At 40.7% G+C, this 23859-nt stretch carries 29 protein-coding genes, 2 pseudogenes and 1 riboswitch; of the genes and pseudogenes, 17 read left to right on the plus strand and 14 right to left on the minus strand.

Annotated features, from left to right (window positions below; all coding sequences use genetic code 11):
• Positions 1-18: 18 nt before the first annotated feature.
• The 3 genes from R7070_RS21020 to metA form a co-directional block, all read right to left on the minus strand.
• On the minus strand, positions 19-414 hold the full coding sequence (locus tag R7070_RS21020; protein WP_318141287.1) for a PhnD/SsuA/transferrin family substrate-binding protein: 396 nt from the start codon (positions 412-414) through the stop codon (positions 19-21).
• Positions 415-681: 267 nt separating this feature from the next.
• Positions 682-1407 (minus strand): type IV pilus biogenesis/stability protein PilW, encoded by a 726-nt coding sequence (gene pilW, locus R7070_RS21025; protein WP_033905207.1) that lies wholly within the window; start codon positions 1405-1407, stop codon positions 682-684.
• Between the two features lie 179 nt (positions 1408-1586).
• The gene (gene metA / locus R7070_RS21030) at positions 1587-2528 is read right to left on the minus strand and encodes a homoserine O-acetyltransferase MetA (RefSeq protein WP_005377792.1); all 942 of its coding nucleotides are present in this window, start codon (positions 2526-2528) and stop codon (positions 1587-1589) included.
• A 340-nt stretch (positions 2529-2868) separates the two neighbouring features.
• Here metA and R7070_RS21035 point away from each other — a divergent pair, with 340 nt between their 5' ends.
• The 3 genes from R7070_RS21035 to R7070_RS21045 all read left to right on the plus strand — a co-directional run bounded on the left by R7070_RS21035 (position 2869) and on the right by R7070_RS21045 (position 5085).
• Positions 2869-3255, plus strand: a complete 387-nt coding sequence (locus tag R7070_RS21035; protein ID WP_256900557.1) for a DUF6559 family protein — start codon at positions 2869-2871, stop codon at positions 3253-3255.
• Between the two features lie 123 nt (positions 3256-3378).
• Positions 3379-3714: a DMT family transporter gene (locus R7070_RS21040; protein WP_169644527.1), complete on the plus strand. Its 336-nt coding sequence runs from the start codon at positions 3379-3381 to the stop codon at positions 3712-3714.
• A 420-nt stretch (positions 3715-4134) separates the two neighbouring features.
• Positions 4135-5085, plus strand: coding sequence for an LpxL/LpxP family Kdo(2)-lipid IV(A) lauroyl/palmitoleoyl acyltransferase (locus R7070_RS21045; protein ID WP_031778977.1), 951 nt, complete (start codon positions 4135-4137; stop codon positions 5083-5085).
• Between the two features lie 70 nt (positions 5086-5155).
• Here the strand turns inward: R7070_RS21045 and R7070_RS21050 are convergent.
• Positions 5156-5425 (minus strand): annotated as a pseudogene (locus tag R7070_RS21050) (carboxypeptidase M32); the annotation flags it as partial.
• Between the two features lie 34 nt (positions 5426-5459).
• On the opposite strand from R7070_RS21050, the gene R7070_RS21055 reads away from it, so the two are divergent.
• Positions 5460-7049 carry a recombinase family protein gene (locus tag R7070_RS21055; RefSeq protein ID WP_318141288.1) on the plus strand — a complete coding sequence of 530 codons (1590 nt, stop codon included), beginning with the start codon at positions 5460-5462 and terminating at the stop codon, positions 7047-7049.
• A 60-nt stretch (positions 7050-7109) separates the two neighbouring features.
• On the opposite strand, the gene R7070_RS21060 is transcribed toward R7070_RS21055, so the two are convergent.
• Positions 7110-7340 (minus strand): helix-turn-helix domain-containing protein, encoded by a 231-nt coding sequence (locus tag R7070_RS21060; RefSeq protein ID WP_080532037.1) that lies wholly within the window; start codon positions 7338-7340, stop codon positions 7110-7112.
• Positions 7341-7439: 99 nt separating this feature from the next.
• Between R7070_RS21060 and R7070_RS21065 the strand changes: the two genes are divergently transcribed.
• The 6 genes from R7070_RS21065 (at position 7440) to R7070_RS21090 (ending at position 11549) form a co-directional block, all read left to right on the plus strand.
• On the plus strand, positions 7440-8393 hold the full coding sequence (locus R7070_RS21065; RefSeq protein ID WP_318141289.1) for a hypothetical protein: 954 nt from the start codon (positions 7440-7442) through the stop codon (positions 8391-8393).
• A gap of 136 nt (positions 8394-8529) precedes the next feature.
• Positions 8530-8928, plus strand: a complete 399-nt coding sequence (locus R7070_RS21070; RefSeq protein WP_016791678.1) for a hypothetical protein — start codon at positions 8530-8532, stop codon at positions 8926-8928.
• Positions 8925-9224 carry a hypothetical protein gene (locus R7070_RS21075; RefSeq protein WP_080532014.1) on the plus strand — a complete coding sequence of 100 codons (300 nt, stop codon included), beginning with the start codon at positions 8925-8927 and terminating at the stop codon, positions 9222-9224. The genes R7070_RS21070 and R7070_RS21075 overlap by 4 nt, the downstream gene beginning before the upstream one ends.
• Entirely contained in the window at positions 9217-9450 is a 234-nt protein-coding gene (locus R7070_RS21080; protein ID WP_080532015.1) for a hypothetical protein, read from the plus strand. The genes R7070_RS21075 and R7070_RS21080 overlap by 8 nt, the downstream gene beginning before the upstream one ends.
• Before the next feature lie 163 nt (positions 9451-9613).
• On the plus strand, positions 9614-10159 hold the full coding sequence (locus R7070_RS21085) for a recombinase family protein (RefSeq protein WP_318141290.1): 546 nt from the start codon (positions 9614-9616) through the stop codon (positions 10157-10159).
• A 139-nt stretch (positions 10160-10298) separates the two neighbouring features.
• Positions 10299-11549: an AAA family ATPase gene (locus tag R7070_RS21090; RefSeq protein ID WP_318141291.1), complete on the plus strand. Its 1251-nt coding sequence runs from the start codon at positions 10299-10301 to the stop codon at positions 11547-11549.
• Between the two features lie 32 nt (positions 11550-11581).
• Here R7070_RS21090 and R7070_RS21095 read toward each other — a convergent pair whose 3' ends face one another.
• Both R7070_RS21095 and R7070_RS21100 read right to left on the minus strand, forming a co-directional pair.
• A complete protein-coding gene (locus R7070_RS21095; RefSeq protein ID WP_318141292.1) occupies positions 11582-12586 on the minus strand; it encodes a hypothetical protein in 1005 nt (334 codons plus the stop codon).
• The gene (locus R7070_RS21100) at positions 12567-12746 is read right to left on the minus strand and encodes a hypothetical protein (RefSeq protein WP_080532021.1); all 180 of its coding nucleotides are present in this window, start codon (positions 12744-12746) and stop codon (positions 12567-12569) included. Before R7070_RS21100 ends, R7070_RS21095 begins: the two co-directional genes overlap by 20 nt.
• A gap of 1389 nt (positions 12747-14135) precedes the next feature.
• Here R7070_RS21100 and R7070_RS21105 point away from each other — a divergent pair.
• The 4 genes from R7070_RS21105 (at position 14136) to R7070_RS21120 (ending at position 15815) form a co-directional block, all read left to right on the plus strand.
• Complete coding sequence (locus R7070_RS21105; RefSeq protein WP_080532022.1) at positions 14136-14402, plus strand: hypothetical protein; 267 nt, start codon at positions 14136-14138, stop codon at positions 14400-14402.
• Positions 14403-14405: 3 nt separating this feature from the next.
• Positions 14406-14681 carry a hypothetical protein gene (locus tag R7070_RS21110; RefSeq protein ID WP_318141293.1) on the plus strand — a complete coding sequence of 92 codons (276 nt, stop codon included), beginning with the start codon at positions 14406-14408 and terminating at the stop codon, positions 14679-14681.
• 161 nt (positions 14682-14842) lie between these two features.
• Positions 14843-15307, plus strand: coding sequence for a hypothetical protein (locus R7070_RS21115; protein WP_140323784.1), 465 nt, complete (start codon positions 14843-14845; stop codon positions 15305-15307).
• A gap of 7 nt (positions 15308-15314) precedes the next feature.
• On the plus strand, positions 15315-15815 hold the full coding sequence (locus tag R7070_RS21120) for an ImmA/IrrE family metallo-endopeptidase (RefSeq protein ID WP_180796586.1): 501 nt from the start codon (positions 15315-15317) through the stop codon (positions 15813-15815).
• Positions 15816-15882: 67 nt separating this feature from the next.
• On the opposite strand, the gene R7070_RS21125 is transcribed toward R7070_RS21120, so the two are convergent.
• The 5 genes from R7070_RS21125 to R7070_RS21145 all read right to left on the minus strand — a co-directional run bounded on the left by R7070_RS21125 (position 15883) and on the right by R7070_RS21145 (position 18272).
• Positions 15883-16494: a hypothetical protein gene (locus R7070_RS21125; protein ID WP_318141294.1), complete on the minus strand. Its 612-nt coding sequence runs from the start codon at positions 16492-16494 to the stop codon at positions 15883-15885.
• Positions 16495-16510: 16 nt separating this feature from the next.
• The gene (locus R7070_RS21130; RefSeq protein WP_318141295.1) at positions 16511-16867 is read right to left on the minus strand and encodes a hypothetical protein; all 357 of its coding nucleotides are present in this window, start codon (positions 16865-16867) and stop codon (positions 16511-16513) included.
• 3 nt (positions 16868-16870) lie between these two features.
• Positions 16871-17341: a hypothetical protein gene (locus tag R7070_RS21135; RefSeq protein WP_318141296.1), complete on the minus strand. Its 471-nt coding sequence runs from the start codon at positions 17339-17341 to the stop codon at positions 16871-16873.
• Entirely contained in the window at positions 17331-17519 is a 189-nt protein-coding gene (locus R7070_RS21140) for a hypothetical protein (RefSeq protein WP_080532027.1), read from the minus strand. Before R7070_RS21140 ends, R7070_RS21135 begins: the two co-directional genes overlap by 11 nt.
• Before the next feature lie 186 nt (positions 17520-17705).
• A complete protein-coding gene (locus R7070_RS21145) occupies positions 17706-18272 on the minus strand; it encodes a hypothetical protein (RefSeq protein ID WP_080532028.1) in 567 nt (188 codons plus the stop codon).
• A 103-nt stretch (positions 18273-18375) separates the two neighbouring features.
• Here R7070_RS21145 and R7070_RS21150 point away from each other — a divergent pair, with 103 nt between their 5' ends.
• Complete coding sequence (locus R7070_RS21150) at positions 18376-18786, plus strand: hypothetical protein (RefSeq protein WP_318141297.1); 411 nt, start codon at positions 18376-18378, stop codon at positions 18784-18786.
• A gap of 66 nt (positions 18787-18852) precedes the next feature.
• On the opposite strand, the pseudogene R7070_RS21155 reads toward R7070_RS21150, so the two are convergent.
• Positions 18853-20384 (minus strand): annotated as a pseudogene (locus tag R7070_RS21155) (carboxypeptidase M32).
• A gap of 223 nt (positions 20385-20607) precedes the next feature.
• Between R7070_RS21155 and R7070_RS21160 the strand changes: the two are divergent.
• Together R7070_RS21160 and R7070_RS21165 are read left to right on the plus strand one after the other, a co-directional pair.
• Entirely contained in the window at positions 20608-21243 is a 636-nt protein-coding gene (locus R7070_RS21160; RefSeq protein WP_256900556.1) for a LysE family translocator, read from the plus strand.
• Positions 21243-21809, plus strand: coding sequence for a hypothetical protein (locus R7070_RS21165; RefSeq protein WP_005385713.1), 567 nt, complete (start codon positions 21243-21245; stop codon positions 21807-21809). The genes R7070_RS21160 and R7070_RS21165 overlap by 1 nt, the downstream gene beginning before the upstream one ends.
• 118 nt (positions 21810-21927) lie before the next feature.
• Here the strand turns inward: R7070_RS21165 and R7070_RS21170 are convergent, their stop codons facing one another.
• Positions 21928-23304, minus strand: a complete 1377-nt coding sequence (locus R7070_RS21170) for an alanine/glycine:cation symporter family protein (RefSeq protein ID WP_132936622.1) — start codon at positions 23302-23304, stop codon at positions 21928-21930.
• Between the two features lie 123 nt (positions 23305-23427).
• A riboswitch (glycine riboswitch) is annotated at positions 23428-23527 on the minus strand.
• Between the last annotated feature and the right edge of the window lie 332 nt (positions 23528-23859).

Raw genomic sequence — 23859 nt, forward strand, 5'->3', positions numbered from 1 at the left:
TGAAACTCAGTATGTTGTTTAAGAACTGAACAACATGGGGCTACCATGTCTTCTCATCGAATTAAGCAACAAAGCCCCTTTTTTCCATCGTATAGCGAGGACTTGGCTATTAGACTCCTTTTCTAAGGTCATCGCATTAAAGGGGGTCGCCGTTGCAATTTGAACGGTGCCATTTTCAAGCGCAACCGCGAGCTGACGATAATTTTTAAATACCTTTACCGCCCCTTTTGCGTAACCATATTCAGCCATATTTTCAGTTACATACTGGGTAAGGGGCGTCGCTTTTTTGATTTTGCTTTGGGCTTTATTCGACACAATGCCAAACGTGAATGTTTTCTCAATATTATCTTGTGCACTGACGACAAAAGGTGAACTCAGCAAAGTGAGTAATAACAGAGTGCAGGCAGGTTTCATCCGGCTTCAACTTCCTTCTGGTGCATGTCAGTAATATTTAGTATTTATCAATGTGCCGAAATCAATCTTAAAAACAGTATGATGTACAAATTTCGTTGTGTGCGCACTTTTTATAATGTGACTTGGTCACTTATTCCGTTCAAATAGTACCGAATTTGACGTTTATGTACAGGATGAATGTATCACCGTGAGTCTGAATTCACTGGATTCTTGGTCAAGCGCTGTATTGGCTGTGAGCTAATGCGCCTTATGTATCGCTATTTTGTACTAAGAAAATTTTTCCAATTGTTTTTGATACTTTTTCTCGAGAGCTTCATTGCCTGCTGCACGTTCAAGTTGAATCATGAGTTGCAAAGAGGGCTTCTTCACGCCATACATTTGATTGAATCTCATTAATCGAATTCTAGCTTCAGTATAATCACCGCTATCAATTTCTATTTTAGCGAGTTGCAAAATCGATTTTGGTCTATGGGGATCATGATCGATAGCTCTAGTAAAGTAGTATCTCGCTTTGTCTTTATCTTGTGATTTTAGAGCACAAAAAGCTGCATTCTCATAGCTCGCTGGAATAAGGTAGTAATAAGGCTGCTCAATGGCTCGATTAAACATCTGATCGGCTTTTTCGAAGGCACCTCGCTTGCAAAGAAAAGTACCGTAGTTATTGAGCACATTTCCGTTTTTAGTGTGTTGGCGTAGAGAGCGTTTATACATCTGTTCGGCTTTAATATCTTCACCAACCGTTTCGTAGTAGTGAGCCATAGATAATTGCGCGCGATAGTATTGAGGTGCGTGGTTTAAGGCTTGTTGTAAGTTATCATGCGCGCGAATCATGTTACCGCCGTCTAAATAACCTAAGCCAAGTGCGATACGTGATTCTGCCATTGCCACAGGATCGGCTTTAACGACAGGGCTTCCATCTTCTTTCACCGTCACGCAACCCACGAGTGCAAACTGAGACAATAATATTAGTGCACCGAGCTTTGCTGTTTTCATTCTTTATCCCTACATCCCTGAATCTTTCTGCATGATATGAATTACTTAGCAAAAGCCTATTGAGGAAAAAACACTATGCGATCAGGTTTGCAAACTGTTATGAAAAAGCCGCCATATGGCGGCTTGGTTCACATATTACATTTCGGTAATGATGAGTGCTTTGTTTGCTTATTTTGAAGCTAATCGTCTTTAGTGAAAGCATCTTCACTGAAGTGATCGAGGTCGTACGGTGTTTGCTGATAAACACAGTAGTTCAGCCAGTTTAAAAAGAGGAGGTGTCCATGGCTTCTCCAGCTTGCAATTGGTGGGTTATCTGGGTTGTTGTTTGGGTAATAGTTGACAGGAATAGCGGGCTCCATACCTTCGCTTAAATCTCGGATATATTCATTATGTAAGGTGTGAGAATCATACTCAGGGTGTCCTGTGACAAAGACATTGCGTTTGTCTTTTGTGGTGGCCAAGTACACACCTGCGACATCCGATGTCGCTAAAATGTCTAAGTCAGTATGCTCTTCTAGAAAGTGAGGCGAAAAATCTGCGTAACGCGAGTGAGGAGCCAAAAACGTGTCATCAAATCCACGTAAGATAGGGTGAAATTGATGATGGATTTGGTGATGATACACGCCTGAAAGTTTTTCTTTACGCGTTTTTTTAGGTAGATCGTAGAGTAGCTTTAGTCCTGCTTGCGCAGCCCAGCAAACATAAAGAGTGGATGTCACATGATCTTTTGCCCACTCCATGATGGTTTTGAGATGATCCCAATAAATGACATCTTCAAATTGCACCAAACCTAATGGAGCTCCAGTAATGATCATGCCATCGAAGTTTTTATCTCTCACCATTTCAAATTGGCGATAAAACGTGTCTAAATGTTCAGTTGGCGTATTTTTACTCGGGCGGTTATCAATGCGCAGTAATTCGACGTTAACCTGTAGTGGGCTGTTTGAGAGTAGACGCAGAAACTGAGTTTCAGTCTCTATTTTTTTTGGCATCAGATTAAGGATCAGCACTCTTAAAGGACGTATTTCCTGACTCGCTGCACGCGTTTCACTCATCACGAAGATGTTTTCTGTCCTTAATACATCGGTAGCTGGTAATTGATCTGGAATTCTAATTGGCACGACTTTCTCTCCCTAAGTATAGTCAATCTAGACGTCTATACTTCTAAAGCTAACTTAATTAAGTTTAGATGTCGATACGAAATCCGACTTTTCAATCTACTCTTTACATTATGGTAAACCGTACTCGGGGTTGTCACACAATTGTGACTAAAGCAGAGTTTCTGATGAGATAGGTTTGAAACGCAGTGTGTACTATTTGCTGGTAATTATGCGATCACGTTAATATGTGAAGGTGACTTCGTAGTAAGGAAGTCTCAAATTAATGAGCCATACTAAAAACAATCAGCTCACCATTTTGCATTAATGTGCATATTTGGAAACATCGTCAGTGGAGGACATTATGTTCGGTATTTTCAAGAGAAAGACAAAGATTCAGAGCATAGCTCAAGAAGTTCCTTGCGTGCTACTGCATTCGTTTGGTGATAAAGACATTTATACGCCGGAAGAGATTGATCAAGCTCTTCAAAAGCTGGGTTATGATAAGAGCAAGGATATCAGTCATTATCAGTATGCGTATGGAATGTTTGCCGATGAAGCCTCTTACGAGCTCCTAGAACTAACGGATGAGCTAGGTAATTATGGTCATTTCCAACGTGAAGTAGGTAAGATGCTACTCAATACACCTGAGCCGATTGATATGCATATCTACTTTGAAATTTCTCGTCAGCACAAAAACGTCAGCCTTTCACCTGGTCATCAAAAAGTAAGCGAAAGTGATGGTGTGTAAACATCGTTAGTGGTATTCCATCGTGAGATGAGTTGGGTATAATGCGCGGCCTAATTATCCGGACATGTTGTCGGTTACATTTCTGTTGAGCGTTAATGCCTTATGTTCAAAATGCTTGTCTCTATGCCACCAATGTTGGCGCTGTCGATAGCGATTGTATGTGAAGTGATTGCCACTTCTTATATTCCCAAAACAGAGCAATTTACGAAAGTAATGCCGAGCACAGTCGTTTTGATTGGTTACGGCATCGCTTTCTTCTTGCTTTCCGTCACAGTGCAAACAATGCCTGTCGGGGTTGTTTATGCCATATGGAGTGGTGCTGGGATCGTTTTGGTTGCGACGGTTGGTTACTTTGTTTACGGACAGCGGCTAGACTTACCAGCCCTAGTTGGTATTGGGTTTATCATCGCTGGTGTGTTGATCGTAAATTTATTATCCAAAACAGTAGGGTACGAATAACGCCACTCTACTTGTTAAGTGAATAAGAAGCCGCAGCGAGAAATTGCTGCGGCTTTTTAGTACAAATTCAATCGCTAATGGCGAGTATTGATATGATGTCTTATTGTTGCATTCATCACGGTCGCATTATGTGATTGAACAATAGGCATTATTTAGCGCATTGAAAATACAAAGTTATGTTTCTTCAAACTTTAGGAAAGGGCAGTAGATAAATCACTCCGATAGATGTTAACGTGGCGACTCATCTTTACTGCTTTTTCATTCCCTACATATTTCTGCAAAGTTCTTATTGTGTAGTGTGTCGAAGAACCATAGAATCCGCGCGCTTTAATTTATGTTATTAGCGTTATCAATGATAAAAGTGCAGTCCATTATCATTGTTTTTATCACTTATAGATGGGCACATCTGACAATACTTACATGAACAAATACAAAAAGCCTGCATTCAAGGCCGAATTTCTTTTGCCTCGTTACTGGGGAACGTTAATTATCATTAGCGTGATGTACTTACTTAGCCTCCTTCCTTTTAAAGTTCAACTAGCTTTGGGACGCAACATTGGTCGTTTAGCTATGCGAATCATGAGAAAACGTCAAGTTACTATCAGACGCAATCTTGAGCTTTGCTTCCCTCATATGGAAGAATGCCAACGCGAAGCAATTCTAAAAGACAACATCGACAATACTGGCATCGCACTTTTTGAGACCGCAATGGCATGGTTTTGGTCAGATAAACGGGTAAACAAACACGTCACGATAAAAGGCATGGAGCATCTAGAGGCTTTAGAGAAGTCAGGCAAAGGTGCATTAATGTTGGCCGTACACTCAATGAATCTAGAGTTAGGTGCTCGAGCTTTTGGCATTAAAAAGTCTGGAACCGGTGTTTATCGCCCAAACAATAATCCGTGCTTTGATTATTTTCAGTATAAGGGACGCTCTCGCTCTAATCGTACACTGATTGATCGTAAAAACGTCAAAGCCATGCTTGAATCACTTAAAACGGGTGAGCGGGTTTGGTATGCACCGGACCACGATTATGGTAACCGACGCTCGACATTTGCACCGTTATTTGCCGTTAAAAATGCTTGTACTACGACAGGTACAAGTTTGTTGGTTGATTCTACAGATTGCGCCATTGTGCCTTTTACGATGGTAAGAGGAAAAGACGGACACTATACCCTAACCATTAGTGCGCCCGTCGACGGTTTCCCGAAAGAGGATCATCAACGTGCCGCCGCATTCGTGAATCAAATAGTTGAAACATCAATCATGGCAAGTCCGAGCCAGTATATGTGGCTTCATCGTCGGTTTAAAACTAGACCAGAGGGTGAGGACTGTTTGTACAAGCCTAGGCTCATCCCTAGCTTGGCATAACACATAGAGAGCCTACAAAAAGCCCAAGGAACATACGAACCTTGGGCTTTTACTTTCTATTCTTTTCGCTTTATAAGTAGCGATCTTTTAGGTGAGCTTGAAAGTGTTTAGCATTCAGTGTTTCACCCGTGGCTTGTTTTACCAATTCATCAGTGGTGAATAAGCTACCTTTACTCCAGATGTTTTCCGAGAGCCAATTGAATATCGGAGCTAAGTCGCCAGAACGAATAACCGCATCTACATCGACGGTTTGTTTCATTGCTGCCATAAATTGTGCAGCGTACATCGCACCGAGCGTGTAGGACGGGAAATAGCCAAAACTTCCGTCTGTACAATGTATAGTGAAAACTTACGGTTTATGGTATGGTGTAATTATGAGAAAAGTATACAGCTATATGCGCTTTAGCCGCCCAGAGCAGGCTAAAGGAACATCAATCGAACGCCAGTCGAGTTTCGCTGAGCAATACGCTCTTGCGCATGGTTTAGAGCTTGATAAGAGCTTAACTATGATGGACAAAGGGCTTAGTGCATTTCATGGAATGCATAGGACTAAAGGCGCGTTTGGTCAATTCTTAGCAGCAGTAGCGGCAGGCAAAGTTCCGTCTGGCTCAGTGTTGGTGGTTGAGTCATTAGATCGTTTAAGTCGTGAAGACCCGTTGATTGCTCAAGCTGCGCTCACCGATTTAATATTGTCTGGCATCACCGTCGTTACAGCCGCAGATAATCAAGTTTATTCTCGGGAAGAGATTCAACAAAACCCATTCAAGTTAATCATGTCTCTTGTGGTAATGATTCGCGCGAATGAAGAATCTGAAACTAAACAGCGTCGATCTAACGCTTTCTTAAAGAGTGCTTTGAATCAATATCAAGCGAATGGGAATATTCGACGACTCGGTGCTGACCCTAGTTGGCTTGATTTCAACAAAGACGATAATACGTATTCCTTTAATGCACGTGTAGACGTAATTCGCCGAATACTGAGTTTGTACAATCAAGGAATAGGTTCTCTCAAGATAGCTAGACAACTGACAGAAGAAAGCATACCGACACTATCAGGTAAGCGTAACGCTTGGGGACAGACAACAGTTGCAAACATCGTTAAGTCTCATGCTCTATATGGAATGAAGCGAATTAACGTTCAAGGTGTTGACTACGATCTTGAAGATTTCTATCCCGCGTTGATTACAAAATCAAAGTGGTTGGCATTACAACAACACAGATCAAAGCGAAGTAAAACAATGCATGGTCGAGGTGAGGTTGTTCACTTGATTACTGGTCATGGTAAAGGGTTTGCAACTTGTGGGTATTGCGGTGGTGGGTTAGGTGCTCAAACACAAAAGCAATATAAACGCTCGGGTGAATACAGTAGAACCGTTACAAGATTACATTGTTTAACGCATAAAGAAACAAGTTCATGTTGTTCATCTGTGTTTCTTCAGCCTATAGAAAGTGCGGTATTGTTTGCAGTTTGTATCGGTGTTGAACCTCAGTCTTTAGTGCCTACCGTTAACAATGTTAACTACTCTGCTTTAATCGACGAAGTAGAGAACAAAGTTAAACATATTGTCGAGCAGGTTACAGCAGGTGCACCTTGGGATTTGTTCAAAGATGTTCACGACAGACTGAAGTTGGAAAAGCAAAAGCTGATTAAAGAACGCGATTCACAAAAGCCAGATGTTAATCAAAGTGATGTTCAAAAATGGGTGAACAAGCTGGTGGAATTGGCTGATAAAGCACGAGCGAATGATAAAGAAGCTAGATTGAAATGTAGAACGCTAATCAACAGCATTTGTAAGAGTATCGTGATTAAGTTACGGGGTCATGATTTAAAATCAGAGCCAGTGGTTACGATTACGTTTGTCACTGATGAGCAGTTTGAATTTAAAGTCGGCAAGAATGGAGCAGTACAGTTTGTTGATAATGGTATGGCAGTCAACAGAAGGCTAAAACCGCTACTGGCTTAGTGTGTTCATTGATGATTTGAGAGGGAAGCTTTTCGCTTCCCTTTTTAGTTTTGAATAGGTCTACTCAAACAGCGAATTGGCATCGGTGCCTAACACGACACACAAATCCCTGATCATCTCGTCAGTCACACGAATCATTCCACTTTCAATCTTGGCGAGCTTACTTCGCGTCATATCAATACCGCGTAAACTACATTCACGCTCTACATCTGCTTGAGACCAATCCCTACTTAGCCGTATCTCTTTGATTCTAATGCCAGTAATGTTCTTTTTTTCTGTGACTTGGTTCATGATTTTTTCTGCACCATTATGGGTGCAGATAGCGTTACATATAAGATAGTACCTCATTGCACCCATACGGGTGCTAAGTGCTTTTATTTTGAGGATGTTATGAGCAAAAAAGTAAAACTAGGCGTAGTCAGTGCGCTATCGGTGGCTGTATTGGCAGGTTGTCAAACTACTACAGTGCAGAGAAGTGTTGAGAAGCAAATTGAAGACAATCGATACCAATTTGTTAAGAACCCTAAAACGGTTGAAGAAGTATTTGGTGACATGACTTGTAACGAGTTTATGCAAATAGACAAAGGTCAGAAAGTTGAACGTTTTGGCGATTTGAACTCTACTGGGTTATTAATAAAACAACGTGATGCGGCTTATATTACTAATTCAATGTTGGCTGCCATTCATTGGGACAAGCGTAGATTCAATCACCCATACGGCAATACGTTGAGTGCTGAAACTACGAGAGAGTGTTTAAAGAAGGGTGGTGAGTCACTTGTTCATCAAGTGATTTCAGAGTCTAAGTTTTTAACACCAGACGTGATGACCGATCACGGTGACTACAAAGTAGCGAGTACAAATGATGTTCTTTATGCTGTGTATACAGGTTCTAAAGAAAGAAACGCAGTACTTCAAGTGATCCCTAGTGTTATACCTAAAAAGGGGAGCCGAGAATATAGAAATAGAGATAAAATGGCTAAGATTAACTCATTCTACATTCATACAGATATTAAGTGTGAAGACATGAATTACTATAATGTTTTGCCTAGTATCAATAATAAAAAGTATTACGTTCAGAACACTTGTGGTGAAAACAATAGAATGCGCACGTTCATTAGATACAATGCTGGTGATAAGTCTGCTTTGAATCTTCATGAACTCATTTCAAAAACGAATGACGACATCGTTATTGATTATGATGGAATGAAAACCTATCGTTTTAGTTCAAAGGGTTATACTTCTGCTTTGAATCACGGAAGAAAATTAAATCAAGTGTTTCAGTTTGGCTATGAAGATGAATGGTTTAATTACAAAGTGAAGCAATCTGCTTTGTTAAACAAGTAAAAAACAAGACTCGTCTTTATTAAATTTGACTGAATTAACGTCGTATTCAATAAAAAGCCGCCTAAAATGGGCGGTTTTTTATTGGTTTCAATCTGTTGAATAAATATATCTGTATTAATGAACAGGTTGAACAAGTATGAAAAAAGAAAATCTTCATTTCACTGATAACGAGAAAGCCAAAGAAGCAGGGCGACGTAGTGGTGCTGCGAGGCGCAAGAAAGCCGCTGAACTACAAAAGCTAGAACGCAAAGCAGAATTGCGAAACATCGAAAATCGAGAGAAGAAGTTAAAAGATATGTCAATGCCTTTGACTGGTGCTGGTGACATCGACACAAGTCAAATTCTTAAAATGGTGTTGTCTGGTGCGTTTGGTGTAGTACTAGCTGAAAGAGCAATCACAGCGATCTGTGAAGCTGAAATAAAACGAGTTACTAACCGTGCGTCCAAGTTGGAACTGTCAATCATCAATGACTTGTCGCGGTCGGAAAAAGAAGCTCTTCTTGCTTCACTTGAAGCTGATTTGGAGGCGCTATGAGTTTCTTAAATTTAGTTCGAACCAATAGCAGTAAAGAAGAAGATGAACAGAGATGGACTGGCAATTCTCTTGATTTGTTGAGAATGGTCGGTTCTTTAGATGAGTATCGTCGAGAACAGCTTAAAGACCAAGAATACCAAGAAGAAGCTGAGAAACGAATCAACGCCATTCGAGAGAAGATGAAACAACACGAGCAAAGTCGTTTGGTGTCGCAAGAAGAAGCGTTACTTGAGCAATCAGAGCGAGAACGGAAACGTAGAGAACTACTTGAACAATTGGGTGGTATAGATGAATAGATTACTAGCTGGGTTGTTAGTCATTGTTATGCCTTTAGCGATTTCAAATATTTCGTTTTCAAATAACTATGGTGAACTGCATTCAACACTTGATACTCTGGCGACACAGCAAGAAGTGGTGTTGGAAAGAACAGATATCATTCTTGATGATATTGATCTTGTAAAGGCAACGACTAAACACAATGGTGAGCGAATTGAATCACTTGAAAGGCTTCTTGCCGATTAAACTAAGCCCTCGTAGAGATACGAGGCTTTTTTGTATTCATTTGACTACTGTCTAAGAACACATTTTAATGAATACGGTGACTGTATTCATTACGGTTGCTTTTTCCATTGAACACAGCCTATTGTAGTCTCATCTAGAGTTAAATGAATACAAAGAGTGAAATATGAGCAAGGTTGGCTATGTTCGGGTGTCTACAGTTCAACAAAATACGGTGCGACAACTTGATGGTGTTAAATTGGACAAAGTGTTTATTGATAAATGCAGTGGCTCAACAACTGATAGAGTAGAGCTACAGAGATTGAAAGAATACGTACGTGAAGGTGACACAGTTATGGTTCATGACATCTCACGTCTTGCTCGTGACATGAAAGATCTATTAGGTTTGATTGAGTTCTTCAATTCTAAGTTGGTAGCGGTTCAGTTTATCAAAGAGAACATGCTTTTCAGTGCTGATAAAACCAACCCGATGAATGAGCTGTTGTTGAACTTGCTAGGTTCGGTATATCAATTTGAGCGTCAAATGCTGCTTGAAAGACAAGCTGAAGGCATAGCGAAAGCAAAAGCGGCAGGGAAGTACAAAGGGCGCACTGCGACAGTAGATAGGCAAGCGATATTAGATTGTCTTGAAAGTGGTCTATCGATTCGCAAAACAGCGCAGAAGCTAGGTGTTGGCGTGTCAACGGTGCAGAGAGCAAAAGCAACGATTTGAACTTATCATTCAAAAGACGAATAGCGGCAGAATGCCGCTATTTTTGTATCTGAAGCGGAATAAATGTGAACTTGAGCTTCGTAAGCTTAGTCTTTGTTTGGTAGCATCGATTTTTTTGTAGTAACGAAGAAGTAAAGCAATGAAACTAATAGAAAAATATGCACCAAAGACACTTGATGAACTGGTATTGAATGAAGCAGCACACCGTCTAGTTAGTAAATACCTAGAAGATGACTCAGCATTAGATAACTTAATCTTCCACAGCCAAGAGAACGGAACGGGCAAGACATCTGCTGCTAGAATGATTGCTGAAAAGTGGTCAAAATCGGTATTTTCTGAGTTCACAGAACAAAGAGAAGCAATTCTTGAGTATAAAGGTTCGCAGTTTGGTACAGGTGATGTTTCTGCTTTAGAAAAAACGCTATCTATGAATGGCAAGAGAGTTATCATTATTAATGAAGTAGATCGAATGTCGACTCAAGCTTTGACTAATTTGTCTGAGACAATAGATGAATTTACAAAATCTGATTCAAACACGTTTATTATGACAACTAATAAGTTCGACAGACTGCCTAGTATACTAACGAGTAGATGCCAAGAGATCGACTTTACACCGAATGGAATAGAAGAAGGAGTTATAAAACGCCTAATTCATATCTTTAAACAAGAGAGAGGTGAACCGACAGAACGTGATATAACTGTAATTCAAGACATAGTTGGAAAGCAACGAGGTAGTGTTCGTCAATCTATTATTGAACTTGGGAAGTATATGACTACAGAAGAATATGTTTTGGCAGATAAAGCGGATCTGGACGATCTTGATTCGATTCGAGCCCAAATGCAAGAATATAAAAAAGCAATGGAGAATCTAGCTTCAAAAGAAGAGCAGATACTCCAAGAGCAAATGGAAGGTTGTTTTGATAGTGCTCTCGAATCAATTAAAGACTATAAGATTGAACAATTTATCGAATATCTTGTTGAAAAGGGTGTTTATTCTATTGGAAGTAAAGAGAAAAAAGAACAAAAATCAACAGCAAAGAGAGAAAGTAAAACAGGTGGTAACTATTATTACTTTAAAGATGAAAATGGCAAAGAACATTTCTTGAATACAATGGCTTCCAAGACAATAAAAGTCACTGAGCCGTGGAGAACGCTTGTTAAAGAAACTGTGATCGAAAATGGAAATCATGTGCGTGGTATTCAAGACCATCTTATCAGATTTGTAAAAGAAGAAGGTGGTAAGTACACGTTTTGGACAGATGCGACTTTGGGCGGTGCAGAAGATCCAAATGATGAAGGCGCAATTGAAACTAAATTCAATGGGCTCAAAGTGAAAACAATCGAGTCAATTAAGCACGATTTAGTTAAACCAGAATCAGAAGCAGCGTAAAATAGCCTAGAAGCCCCGAGTTCGGGGCTTTTTTATTCTTCAAGCATTTCAAACTGTTGCTCTACTTCAGCCCAGTTTTTCTCAGCTAAGGCAGCACTGGCTAATCGGTATTCTTCTGCGGTGATAATGTCTTCGGTTTGTTGAAAGTTCTCATTGCAGAACATTAAGGGATAGAACTGAGTGATCTTCTCAATCGTGAACCTATCTGGCAGCAGTCTAAAGCCTCTATCAAGTAGTTTAACTATGTCTTCAAGATATTCGACATGCTCTGGTTCAACTAACGGCTTAATCGCTTTTAGCAAGTCGCGGTTGTAGTTAATCGCTAGTGAACTGATCATTTTATCGATTTTTTGTTGGTTTACTTCTGGCTCTTTCTCGAATAAAGCTTCAATCTCATTCTCTCCAATAACTAGTTCGATTTCTTCTACTTGCCAGTTCGCAGTTAGACTAGCCTCAACAGGGATACGTTTTGGTTTCGACTCAGGCACTTGTGTTTCCTCAGTGTGATTTTTAATAATCGATAGTATTTCGTCTTTTGAACGACTAAATGTATCGCACGCATTCTGGACAATTGCGTCGAAACTGAGTTCGTCATTGATTAAAAGAGTTGAAGTCTCTTTTAGTTTGCCGTGTACGTTTTTCGCGTCGCCGTTATGAACGTCACCAAGTTCATTGCTGCCTAAGTGTTTAACACAAGCAATGGTAACTTCATGAGTATTGATATCGGCAAATAGTACTTGGGCGGTAGTCGCGTCAAGAGCAATAAAGTAATTGCCAGTAACTGCCGTATACAAATCGGAAGTGTTGTGCAGTTTACTAGAAATCTTATTAGCTAGTTGCCTGTGTCTTAAATCAAGCTGTTTATCTTTGCGATCGTATTCAATCAATGTGCGAACATTCAACTTGTCTGCTTTCTTCAAAGTCACACGTTTGATCAAGTCTTTATATGAGCGTTGACCTGTTTGTTCTTGTAAGCGAACTTGAATCAAGTTGTTGTTAGTGAATAGTGTTGCTTTTTTAGTTAGTAGTTGGTTCATGTGATACCTCATTACTCGCATTGGAGTTGTTCTTCAGTTTTGATTGGGTTAAGTCGCAAATAATTTGCGTAATCGATTTGTTCTTGTATTCAGGTAGTTCTTGCAGTGCCTCAGCGATAGCAATCGGAACACTGACTTTTAAGTATGCCTTAGCTCTCATTTTCAATTTCTCTCACGATTTTGTAGATAGTCGATGTTGATATTTTGCATTGCTTGCTTATCTCATCGATGGTTAATTCGCTGTTCAAGTACAAGTCGTAAATGACTCGCTTTTGTTCTGGGGTTCTACGTGGCTTTCTGATTCTCATCTTTTCAATTTCTCTCTTTTTTGTATTCTTACAATTCTATTTATATCGATGAAATCGATGAACGATGTGGTTTTAGTAAAAAAGTTGAAATTATTTTTAAATAGACAAGGTGAGGAAGAGGAGTAGGTTATAACTTCGCGTACGTTTTGACGTACATTTTTTGATGAAATCTCGACATGACTGTAGACATGATTTTATTGAAATCTCGACATGATTTTCGACATGGTTTTATTGAAATTTCGACATGACTTTCGACATGGCTTTGACATGATTTTTGACATTGTTTTCTGACGCAGGATTAATAAAAACAACAGGTTAGTGGTTGAGATTCAAGGGGAACATAAACACAAACAACGAGAAAGAGAACGAGAGTCCAAGGGAGGACAACAAGAAGAGAACTGGGAGCGAAGCGACCGACGCGAAGCGTCTAATTGGTCGTTCTTGGAACGCGGCTTCAATAGGTCTTCAATTGGGGCTACGCCCGTTCGCCTTCGGCTCACCTTGTTATCGCTTATTACAAGTAGATGGTACTTGTGGTTCTTTGAACAGTCTTGACTGGTAGACTAAGAGACTGCTACGCAGTCACCGTCTTTCGATAGCACTACGTGCTACCGGACAGTATAGCTTTTGATTGTGTATTGGTTTGTATTGACTTGTATAGCGCAAGCTAGAAGCATCTTCAATGCGATTCTAAGATGGTTTCGACTGGTCGGCAGTACACTTTGTCTGGTGAGTCTTTAAATTCGCTTAGAATCGATTCTAGATGGGATTTGACTGGTATAGCGTAAGCTACTGGTTTCAACTGGAAATGACTCATTTCTAATATTACTAATATCTCTAACTTCACTAAAACTACTAATACTACTAAGATGATGCGGAATTTTTCCGGTTCTTCCAATTTGGTTCTTCTGGGTCTTCAATTGGTGCCTTCGGCACGTTCGCTTCGCTCACAATGTATTTGACTTGTATAGCGCAAGCTAGAAGCTCTTCAATGCGATTCTAAGACGGTTTCGACTGGTTAGTTGTATGTTTTACTGGATATGTCTTTGAAACCGCTTGGAATCGATTCTAGATGTTTTTAAGCTGTCTCCAGTAGCTTATAAATACGATTGAATTCGTTAATCGTTAATTCATTCAATCGTAATACCTCTCGTTTTGTTAAGCAGCCGTAAGGCTGCTTTTTTTGGGCTTGAATTTTTAGTGCCGTTAAATACAACAACAAACGAACAAGAGGTAACAATATGCTTTGTCCAAGCTTATTATCAAGTCAAAATATCGATCCAGAAGAACATTTTTCAAATCAACAATTCGACCGTTCCTATTTGATTAAACGAATATTCGAGTCCATCAATGAGACTCATAAAAAAAGAAAAAGAGGTTTAACTGATGCTGACAAGAAGTACTTTGACCGCTTACTAACGGCTATCTTCGAATGGAGCCAAGAAGAGCTACTAGAACTTGCAGATGCAACACCTAGCGAATTCAGAAAATTGATGCGTGGGTGGTAAGGTATGCTTGTTGAATCAATCAGAGCTGCAACACATGAACCACCGATGCGCTTTAAAACCGACGTAACAGAAGCGCGTCAGCGTGTTGTAGACCTCGCTGTTGCTGAAGTGCGTATTAAAGCTGAGCAAGGCGAAACTGTTGCAGTGTTGACGCTAGACCATATCGCTAACGCTCAATATCGGCTAGTTGACTGGCTACGGTCTTATTTCATCAAGGAAGGGTTTGATTTTAGCGTGTCGTCAACGCCAGAGCGTATAACGGTCAGTATCAAGTGGTAATATACGGTTTTACTTTACAGGTTTTAGATTAAGATTATGATTTTATGGGGTTTATTTCTAAAGTGTGTGCTTTTTATACACCAAGCTTTAATATCTTTCTAACTAGTCAGCGTAACAACATTGTGGTATAAAGCGTCCACTTATATGAATAGCATGTTTGCATGGAAAGAATTGACAAAAATATCATCATATTACTGTTGGTTGTGATCGCTACGTGCTTAGTGATTACTACATACTTTATTGTTTCTGACTTTTATGCTTATGATTTTGAAAAGATAAAGGCTTATTGTCTTGATAAGTCAGAAGGTTGTGATGCTATTGCAGTGGCTTACCAGCTTGGTAGGCTTGATTTTGTAAGTGTTTGTTTGGCTGCATTAGGTGTGATAGTCGGTCTGTCCGCCGTGTTTGGTTTCTTGGGTATAAAAGAGAAATCTGAATATTTAGCTAAAAAAACATCAGAAGAGTCGACTCTTGCAAAATTGGAGGAGTATGATCAAATGTTGCCGTCTATACTTGAAACTAAAGTTACGGAACTGTTCGATGATTATATGGCTCTAAGAAAGGAAGAGTTTAATTGTGGTCAATCGCCTCAAGAAAACTGGGGTGACAACGTGGAGGATGATTGAGATGAGAATGAAATCACAAAATCGTAAATCGTCTTTTGAAACAGTTTTAGACTACATGAAGGCAGATATGCCTGTTGATTTACATCGCCTGTGTGATGAACTTGGCATTAGGCTTTCTTATGTTGAAATGGACGATGAAATATCTGGTGAAATTGAAAGCAGAAAAGATGGTACTTTTGCCATTAATGTTAATAAAAATCATCACCCTAATCGTCAAAGGTTTACAATTGCCCACGAGATTGGTCATTTCATACATCACAGATCGTTAATTGGTGATGGAGTCGATGACAATAAAGCCTATCGTAGTGTCAATTCTGGTAAGTACTTCAATCGAAGTATTACTTCTGGACATGAGCGAGAAGCCAATACGTTTGCAGCCTCTTTACTTATGCCTAAGGAGTTGGTTCATAACCTTAGAAAGCAAGGTATGTCTATAGAGAGCATGGCTTGCCACTTTGGTGTCTCTAAAGCTGCAATGTCATACCGTTTACAAGGCTTAGGTCTTTGACCTAAGCGTGTTAAGAATTTTATAAAAGTAGTAGGCGAGCGTTAGCTCGCTTACTCGTTGTTCCGTTTCAATCTTCTTTACCCAATATCTTATCGATAACTTGTTCTATCTGCTCAAATGAACCATTCATTCGCGCCTTTCTTAAAGCCACTAAATCAGACAACTTGCCAGTTGAACTGTTAAGAATTGAAGTGGCATCATGCTTTAACAAATCATCGGTAAAGTCAGACACGTCCATTTCTTCTTGAACTCTATCTAGTTCAAATAAAGCATTAAAAACAGCAAGTTGAGTAGTTACTTTTGAACCTAGTACGGACTTAATCGAAACGTCACGAGCTAATTGACCGATAGCTGTTGCTGAACAACTAGCTGCTTTAGTTCTCATTAACTGCTTTTCGTGATCAAGTACTTGTTGTGGCGTACGGCAATGAATGACTTGCCAACGTAGTTCGCCAAGTGCATCAACTTGACCAGTACTCAAGTACTGTGATGCGGCAACCGAGTCATCAATAGCGCGGCTATGTTGTTTAAAGCTAGTTAACTCGACAGGCTTAACCGTAATGCTTGATTTAGTAACCTTCTGTTCTTCAGCTTCTTCTAAGCGTTCCAATTTTAACTCGGCAGAGTACAAGGCGGCTTCAAGTTCAGCGATTCGTTTTTGTTCTTTAGTTAGTCGCATGTCCAATATCCTTTAATTATGTTCTATTGATTCGAAGCCAGTCTCGGAAAGCGTGGCTATCTGTTTTAGCTACTGGTTTAGGCATGCTAGAGTAGTGCTGACACTCGCGCATGAACTGGTCGAGGTGCTTGCCATGAAGCAAGTACTTAATATCATCGGCTAAGTCTTCCATATTCCTTTTACTGCCTATTCGTTTTTCGACTGTTGCTAGGTATTCAATTGATTTGTCTTTTAATGCGATTTCAAATTCGTGTTGATATACCTTTACAGCGTTTGGTGACTGTTGTTCAAGTGTTGCTAATCGACTAACAACGCTATACAGAAAGCCACTGTCCAACGCTGAAGCTGCCTTTTTTAATTCTTGAAAATACATGTTTTAAATCCTGTTTTTTATGATTATTGTTTGTGCCTTCGCTAGCCAGTAGTTGGCAGCTAACAAATCTTCTCGTTGTGACACCGTAATGTCTTTACGTTCTAGTTGACGTTGAACCCAGTTCTTAAACTGAGAATCAGTAAACGTCATTTGCTCGCGGTCTAACGTCGTTCTACCAACAGCGAACTTAAGATCGTCGTTTGCTTTGTCGTAGGCGTAGAGTACTTGTGACTGTTCTTTAGTTCGTTTGCGTTCTTCATATTCGGCTTGCTTTTGAACTTGCTTTAGTTCATTTGAATGAGCAGATAAGAGTATTTCAAGCTCTTCTTCGTCTAACCAAGTATTCAATCCACCAGCGACACGACAAGAAGCGGGAAACGCTTCAGGCGCTTGATGCTGAATGGCATCAAGCACCGAACTAGCAAGCCAACGATTTGAAGTGTCACGTTGAACGTGATTTAAGTTAATCTGCATACCCAAGCACCTCTAGTTGTTCTTTGAAACGATTAACATACTTAACCACTGTATTGCGTGAGCAAGCATTTTCACGAGCTAGTGAACTAATCGATTTGATACCTAAACAAGACAAAATCGCTAGTTCAGCACTGGCTATCTCATCAAACCGTTCTGGTCTGCCGCCTGCGTTTTTCATGTTATTGCCTCTATGTTGTAAATTTAGAAATACCGCTTTTCGCACCACTAGCGCGGCTAACTAGCAGGAATTGGAATCATTCGGTGCATGAGCAAGAGCAACTTTGCTTCATACAGTTATTTATAAAGAGTTTTTGAGCGGGTTATTGAACAAAAAGCCCTCGACGTGATGCGAGGGCTAGAGGGACTAAAGTTTAGCGTTGATGACCGCTTGTAGTTGTTTACTAGCGGCTTCTATGTTGTCTATTGCTAGAAATGCCGCTGCCTTTGATGTCTGGTCACAGAGCTTTTCTATTGCTTCAAGCTTGCGAATGGCTTCGGCGTATAGCTTCTTGTCGATCTTGCCTTTAATAAGAGTTAATTTGCCGCCTTTAGTGCTTGAACGTCGGTAGTCTTCTAGAGTCGTTAAAAACTGGCTGGTCAGTTGTCTTGTTTCTATCGCAAGGGTTTTAAGCTGCTTAGATTGATTGGCTTGATCGTTGGTGTCGTTAACAACTTCTTTGGCGAGTTGTTGCAGTTCTTCAAATGAAGCCACAAGAGTCGTTGTGTATGAGTTGATCTGGCGACTTAACTTTGTTGCTTCACTTGGCTCAAACAAGCTTGATAAAGCACGCTCAAGTAGTAGTTTTAGTCTTTTGTTGAGTACTTTGCCTGTTTTAGCTGTGTTCTTTGTCAACCATTTACGAGCCGAGTCGATAGCACGAGATTCAGCAAGGAATTCGTCGAATGTTAGGGTGGTTGATGTTGGTTTCATGTAAATATCTCCCGTTTTGAAGATATTTATGGTTAGAATATCATGATGAATTGGGATACTGTGTTATCTACAATAAACTTAATATCAAATGGTTAGTATAAGTATGAGACAAATAGTAAAGCTAATTTTGGTTTTTTGCGTATTTTTTACTCAGGGCGTTTATGCTGGTGAGTCGCTTTCTACGGAATCAACTATAGCGAAAACTGAAGCACTTCATATTGCCGCAGGTTTAATGAGTTGGTGTGAGGTTAAGCATGGAGGCAAAATCGTAACTACTTTTAGGAACACTGGCTATGATGCGCGAATGATTTTGGAAATTACTGGGGAATGGAACACTGAGCACATCAGAAAGATTTTGCTTGAAGCCCAAAAGCGTTCATTTGGCAATAAAGATTGCTTGCTGGCACTTGAAGAAGCTAAACATATTGTTAATACAGCATTAGAAGATAGTAGTCTTGATAGGAAACAGCTTAAAAGTCTATACATGACGTTTCTTAACAAAAAAAACGACTAGTCAGGCCTAATAGCCTAAATGGGCTCACCAAAACTCTAGTTAGTGAGCCTTTTATATTGATATGACTTAAAGATAACGACTTCGTAAGTGTTCTTTAAAGTAGTTGGCGTTCAGTGTCTCGCCAGTTGCTTGTTTAACTAGCTCGTCGGTAGTTAATAAGCTGCCCTTGCTCCAGATCTTCTCTGACAACCAATTAAAGATTGGCGACAAGTCACCAGAGCGTATAGCGCCGTCAACATCTACGGTCTTCTTCATAGCTGCCATGAACTGTGAGGCATACATAGCACCTAGTGTATAACTCGGGAAGTAACCGAATGCACCTTGAGTCCAGTGAATGTCTTGTAAGCACCCGTCTTTGTAGTTATGCACTGTACATTTGCTTTCTGTCCAATGGATATCTTGCATACAGCCATTTTTGAAGTTTCCTTCGGTTGATAGCCCCAAGTACGCTTTCATCTTTTCGTTCCAGAGTTCTGGTACATCTGTATGTTTGATGACGCCGTTCATGAGATCTCGCTCAATTTCATATCGAAGAATAACGTGAGCAGGATATGTTAGTTCGTCAGCATCTACGCGAATAAAGCCTTTTTCTACGCGAGTGTAAATTTTGGCTAAATTGTCTTTTTCGAATTCACTACCAGAAAAATGGTTAGAAGCCAGTCGAGCGAGGTGATCGATAAACGCGCTGCTTCGTCCTATTTGCATTTCAAAGAAGAGTGATTGTGATTCATGAATACCCATAGAGCGAGCTTCTCCCGCGGGTGTTCCTGATAAATCTTTTGGTAGCCCTTGCTCGTATCGAGCATGGCCGGTTTCGTGGACAATCCCCATCAATGATTGGACAAACTCGTTTTCATTATAACGTGTCGTAATACGCACATCTGTCGGTACACCGCCACAAAATGGGTGGGTACTCTCATCAAGTCGACCGTGTTCAAAATCGAATTGAAGTAGCTTCATGACTTCCAAACCGAGCGCTTTTTGCTTTTCCGTAGGGTAGTGCGCAGTTGGCAATAAGATGTTGTCTGATTGTTGTTTTTCAAGCGCTTCATCGATCAAAGTAGGAAGCCAGGTTTTCACGTCAGCAAAAAGAATGTCTAACGACGCAGACGTTGTGCCAGGCTCATAAACATCGAGCATGGCATCATAAGGAGTCGTGCCATTTGCTTCGGCTCTAATTTGCGCTTCTTCCTGCGATAGCTTTACGACTTCAGCCCAGTTCTTTTCAAAACCAGCCCAGTCATTTTCTCCACGTTGTGTACGCCATGCATGTTCACATTTGGAACCAGCAAGAGATTGAGCTTGAACTAATGATTCTGGTAGTAAGTTAGCTTGCTGCCACCCACGCTTCATTTCTCTTAGGATAGATTTTTCTTTTGTAGACAGCGTCTCTTCTTCTGCCTGAGCGAAAAGCTCTCCCAAGTGCGGTTGAGTCATTAAAGAATGGATATGTACATCGAGCTCTGCCGTGGCATTCGAGCGTGCTTCAGCGCCACCAGGTGGCATGACCGCCGCTTGATCCCAATCTATGATGGCTGATAGATGCTCAAAATTTGCCACTTTTTGGAATGTTCAACGAGTTTTGTAAATGCGTTCATGTGACTACTCTTATTCTTTTGTTCTTTCCCTAAACACCCGATAACGGGTCCTTCATATGGTGTTGCACTAAGCAACCTGCGTTAATTTACTAATAATTAACAATTAACTCCAACCCATTGTCCATAAACTCACCCAGTTGTATAGCTCTCTTAAAAAAGAAGCTTGCGAATCTTGTGGATTGGCGGTATTGATGAAGGATTAACAATTAATTATCACGATAATATGGATATTTTGAATTTCGAGGCATTTATTATTGCCATTACGATTTTAACGTTAACGCCAGGTTTAGATACTGCACTTGTTATCCGTAACACTAGCCGATCGGGCCTAAAAGATGGATGTACAACCAGTCTAGGGATTTGCTTTGGCTTATTCGTACATGCTTTTTTTTCTGCGGTTGGTATCTCGGCGATTCTTGCGCAATCAGCAGAGTTGTTCCAAATCGTAAAAATGATTGGCGCAGCTTATCTTATCTGGCTTGGTTTGAGCAGTTTAAAAGTGCTAATGTCGTCGAAAGATGGATTGACCGTGACCGAGCAGATTCACGAAGTGTTTAATGGTAAGCGCTCTTTTAGAGAGGGCTTTCTTTCTAACGTCTTGAACCCGAAAACGGCGGTCTTCTATTTGGCTTTCTTGCCACAGTTTGTGAATCCAGAAGGTTCACCCTTGCTTCAATCAATGATGATGGCATCTGTACACTTTGCTATTGCGATGGTTTGGCAGTGTGGTTTAGCTGGCGCGCTTAACTCGGCTAAAAATCTACTAAAGAATGCAAGCTTTATGAAGTGGATGGAAGGCGCGACGGGCGCAGTATTAGTCGCACTTGGTGTGAAGTTATTAATTGAAAAACCCGTTTAATGCGTAATATTTATCGATTGTTGATACTACTCGCTGTATTTATTGTGGGGATAGGTGCCGCTGTAGCTTGGCATACGTGGCCACAAGTACAGTTTGCGCAACGCGGCATGATCTGGTCTTGGCACTGGGGCTACTTCGAGCCTTTTGCTAATGGAATACAACAAACGCGAACTCAAGACACTAAACAGTTATTGCTCAGGCGTGTGTATTTGCATGACGCTATTGTCGTTTTTGTTTCGACAACTATGGACAATAAATTTGAGGTCGACGTTGTAAAAGAGCAAACCTGTGAACCTAAAACGACGACTTGGGCTTCGGTCTCTGTCAATCATCAACGTGTCAGGCATGTACCTATGGTGTGCGATGCGTTTGGGCAAGGCTACTTTTATCGCTACATCGGGAAACATCTGGAGTCGATTGAGGTTGGTGTCGGCGACTCGTTTGTAACAGAAGCATTTTTAGACTGGCCGCTATCAGAGTTGAAAGCGGATCAATTCAAGCAAAAAAATGCGAAGTTTTTTGAAGAACGTGGAGAAAACGTTGAGCATCAATGGTTGAGAGATTAACCATTTAACCGAAGATAAATAAAGCCCGCTAAATAATAGCGGGCTTTATGTTTTTACCATTTCTAATGTGCTTTGCTCTCTGTGACTGACAGTTTGTGACCGCAAACCTGCCGTTTCACTAAGCTTTCACTGCTTCAACTTCACCTGATTGCGATGTTGAGCTAAAGAACAGTTTGGTTTCTGCCAGTACGACGTGACGCAGTGCGATCAAACCAATCAGGTTAGGAATTGCCATCAGACCGTTTACGATATCAGCCAGTAGCCAAATCATATCGAGGTGAAGGAATGCACCAGATGCCACCAAGCCAACGAAAATCAGTTTGTATGGAAGCACAGCTTTAGTTCCGAACAGGAACACAACGCAACGCTCACCGTAGTAGTTCCAACCAAGAATGGTGGTAAAAGCGAAGAACATCAAACCGATTGAGACGAGCATAGGGCCAAATGTATCTGCATTTAAACCCACCGCAAAAGCATGAGTCGTCATCGCGGCACCTGCTAGGTCACTTTGCCATGCACCGGTCAGGATTAGAGCAAGGCCTGTCATGGTACAAATAATGATGGTATCGAAAAAGGTACCCGTCATTGAAATTAGGCCTTGTTTAACACAAGAGTCTGTCTTCGCTGCTGCTGCTGCCATAGGCGCGCTACCCAAACCTGATTCATTTGAGAACACACCGCGAGCGATACCTGATTGGATTGCCAACATGATGCTTGCACCTAGAAAACCACCAGTCGCTGCTGTTGATGTAAAGGCTGAAACCAGCACTAATTCAACGGCATTGAACAATTGGTCTGCATTCATGATGATCACGCTTAAACACGCCAACACATAAAATACAGCCATGGTAGGAACCACTTTTCCTGCAACCTTAGCAATGGATTTGATGCCACCCAAAGTTACGAAAGCAACCAAAAGAGTTAGTACAAAGGCAGATAGCTCACGGTTAACACCAAGAGATATCTCACTTGCATCCAGAATCGCGTTTACTTGTGGAAACGTACCGATACCAAAACAAGCAACACCCAAAGCAAACACTGCAAACATGATCGCGAGAGCTTTTGAGCCAACACCGTATTGCAAGTAATACATTGGGCCACCAATCATTTGGCCTTTATCATCGACTCTTCGGTACTTAACCGCCAACAAACATTCGGCGTATTTAGTCGCCATTCCGAAAAGGGCAGCGAGCCACATCCAGAATAGAGCGCCTGGTCCACCGAGTTTGATTGCTGTGGCAACACCAACAATGTTACCAGTACCAATTGTTGCTGAGAGCGCAGTACAAAGAGCTGCAAAGCTAGAAACGTCACCTTGAGTATTAGATGACTTATCTTTACTGAATACCATCGCTAGCGCTGTTGGGAGGTGTTTAAACTGGATCAAGCCAAGGCTAAAAGTGAAGTAAACACCTGTACCTACTAGCAAAATAAGCAGCGGTGGACCCCAGACAAAATTATCGATGGTTTGTAGTAAAGATTGTAGGTTGTTCATGATTTCCCCTTAATAAAACAACTAATAAGGAGAAGAGGGAAAGGACGAGATCAACGATCTCTAAAAGAACTAAGCTATTGGTTGTAGGCGGGAAGGCCAAGCCAAAATAGTTAGGTTGTAACTTTCCACTCCTCTGTCCTTTTGCCTGAGAGTTTCACCTTGCGTGAGTGCAAGACTTGCTCCTTCGGCGACCGATTTAACGGTTCTCTCCAGAGGTTCCTCCAACTACAGTCTCCGCTACCTAGGTAGCACCTGAAATAGTTAATTCTTCGGCGAGTTATGCTAATCAAATGTTAAAATTTGATTAATAACCACTCTCCTGCAGTCTTCATCGGAACAATTACCTTTGATTTATATAAGTTTCTCAGTTGTTACTAAGTTGTTACATAACTCTCAGATAATCAGATAGTTAGCCTATTGCTAACAGCGCATAATTTACCAACTATGAGATATAGGTCAAGTATTTTTCATAGTGTTTTAAGTCGATGTACTCCAATTTGTACCCCAACTTGTGTATTCGATAGTATAAAAAAACCCCACCAATAAGGTGGGGTA

Origin of the sequence: Vibrio sp. 1557, from assembly GCF_033340175.1 — a bacterium.
GTDB lineage: Bacteria > Pseudomonadota > Gammaproteobacteria > Enterobacterales > Vibrionaceae > Vibrio > Vibrio alginolyticus.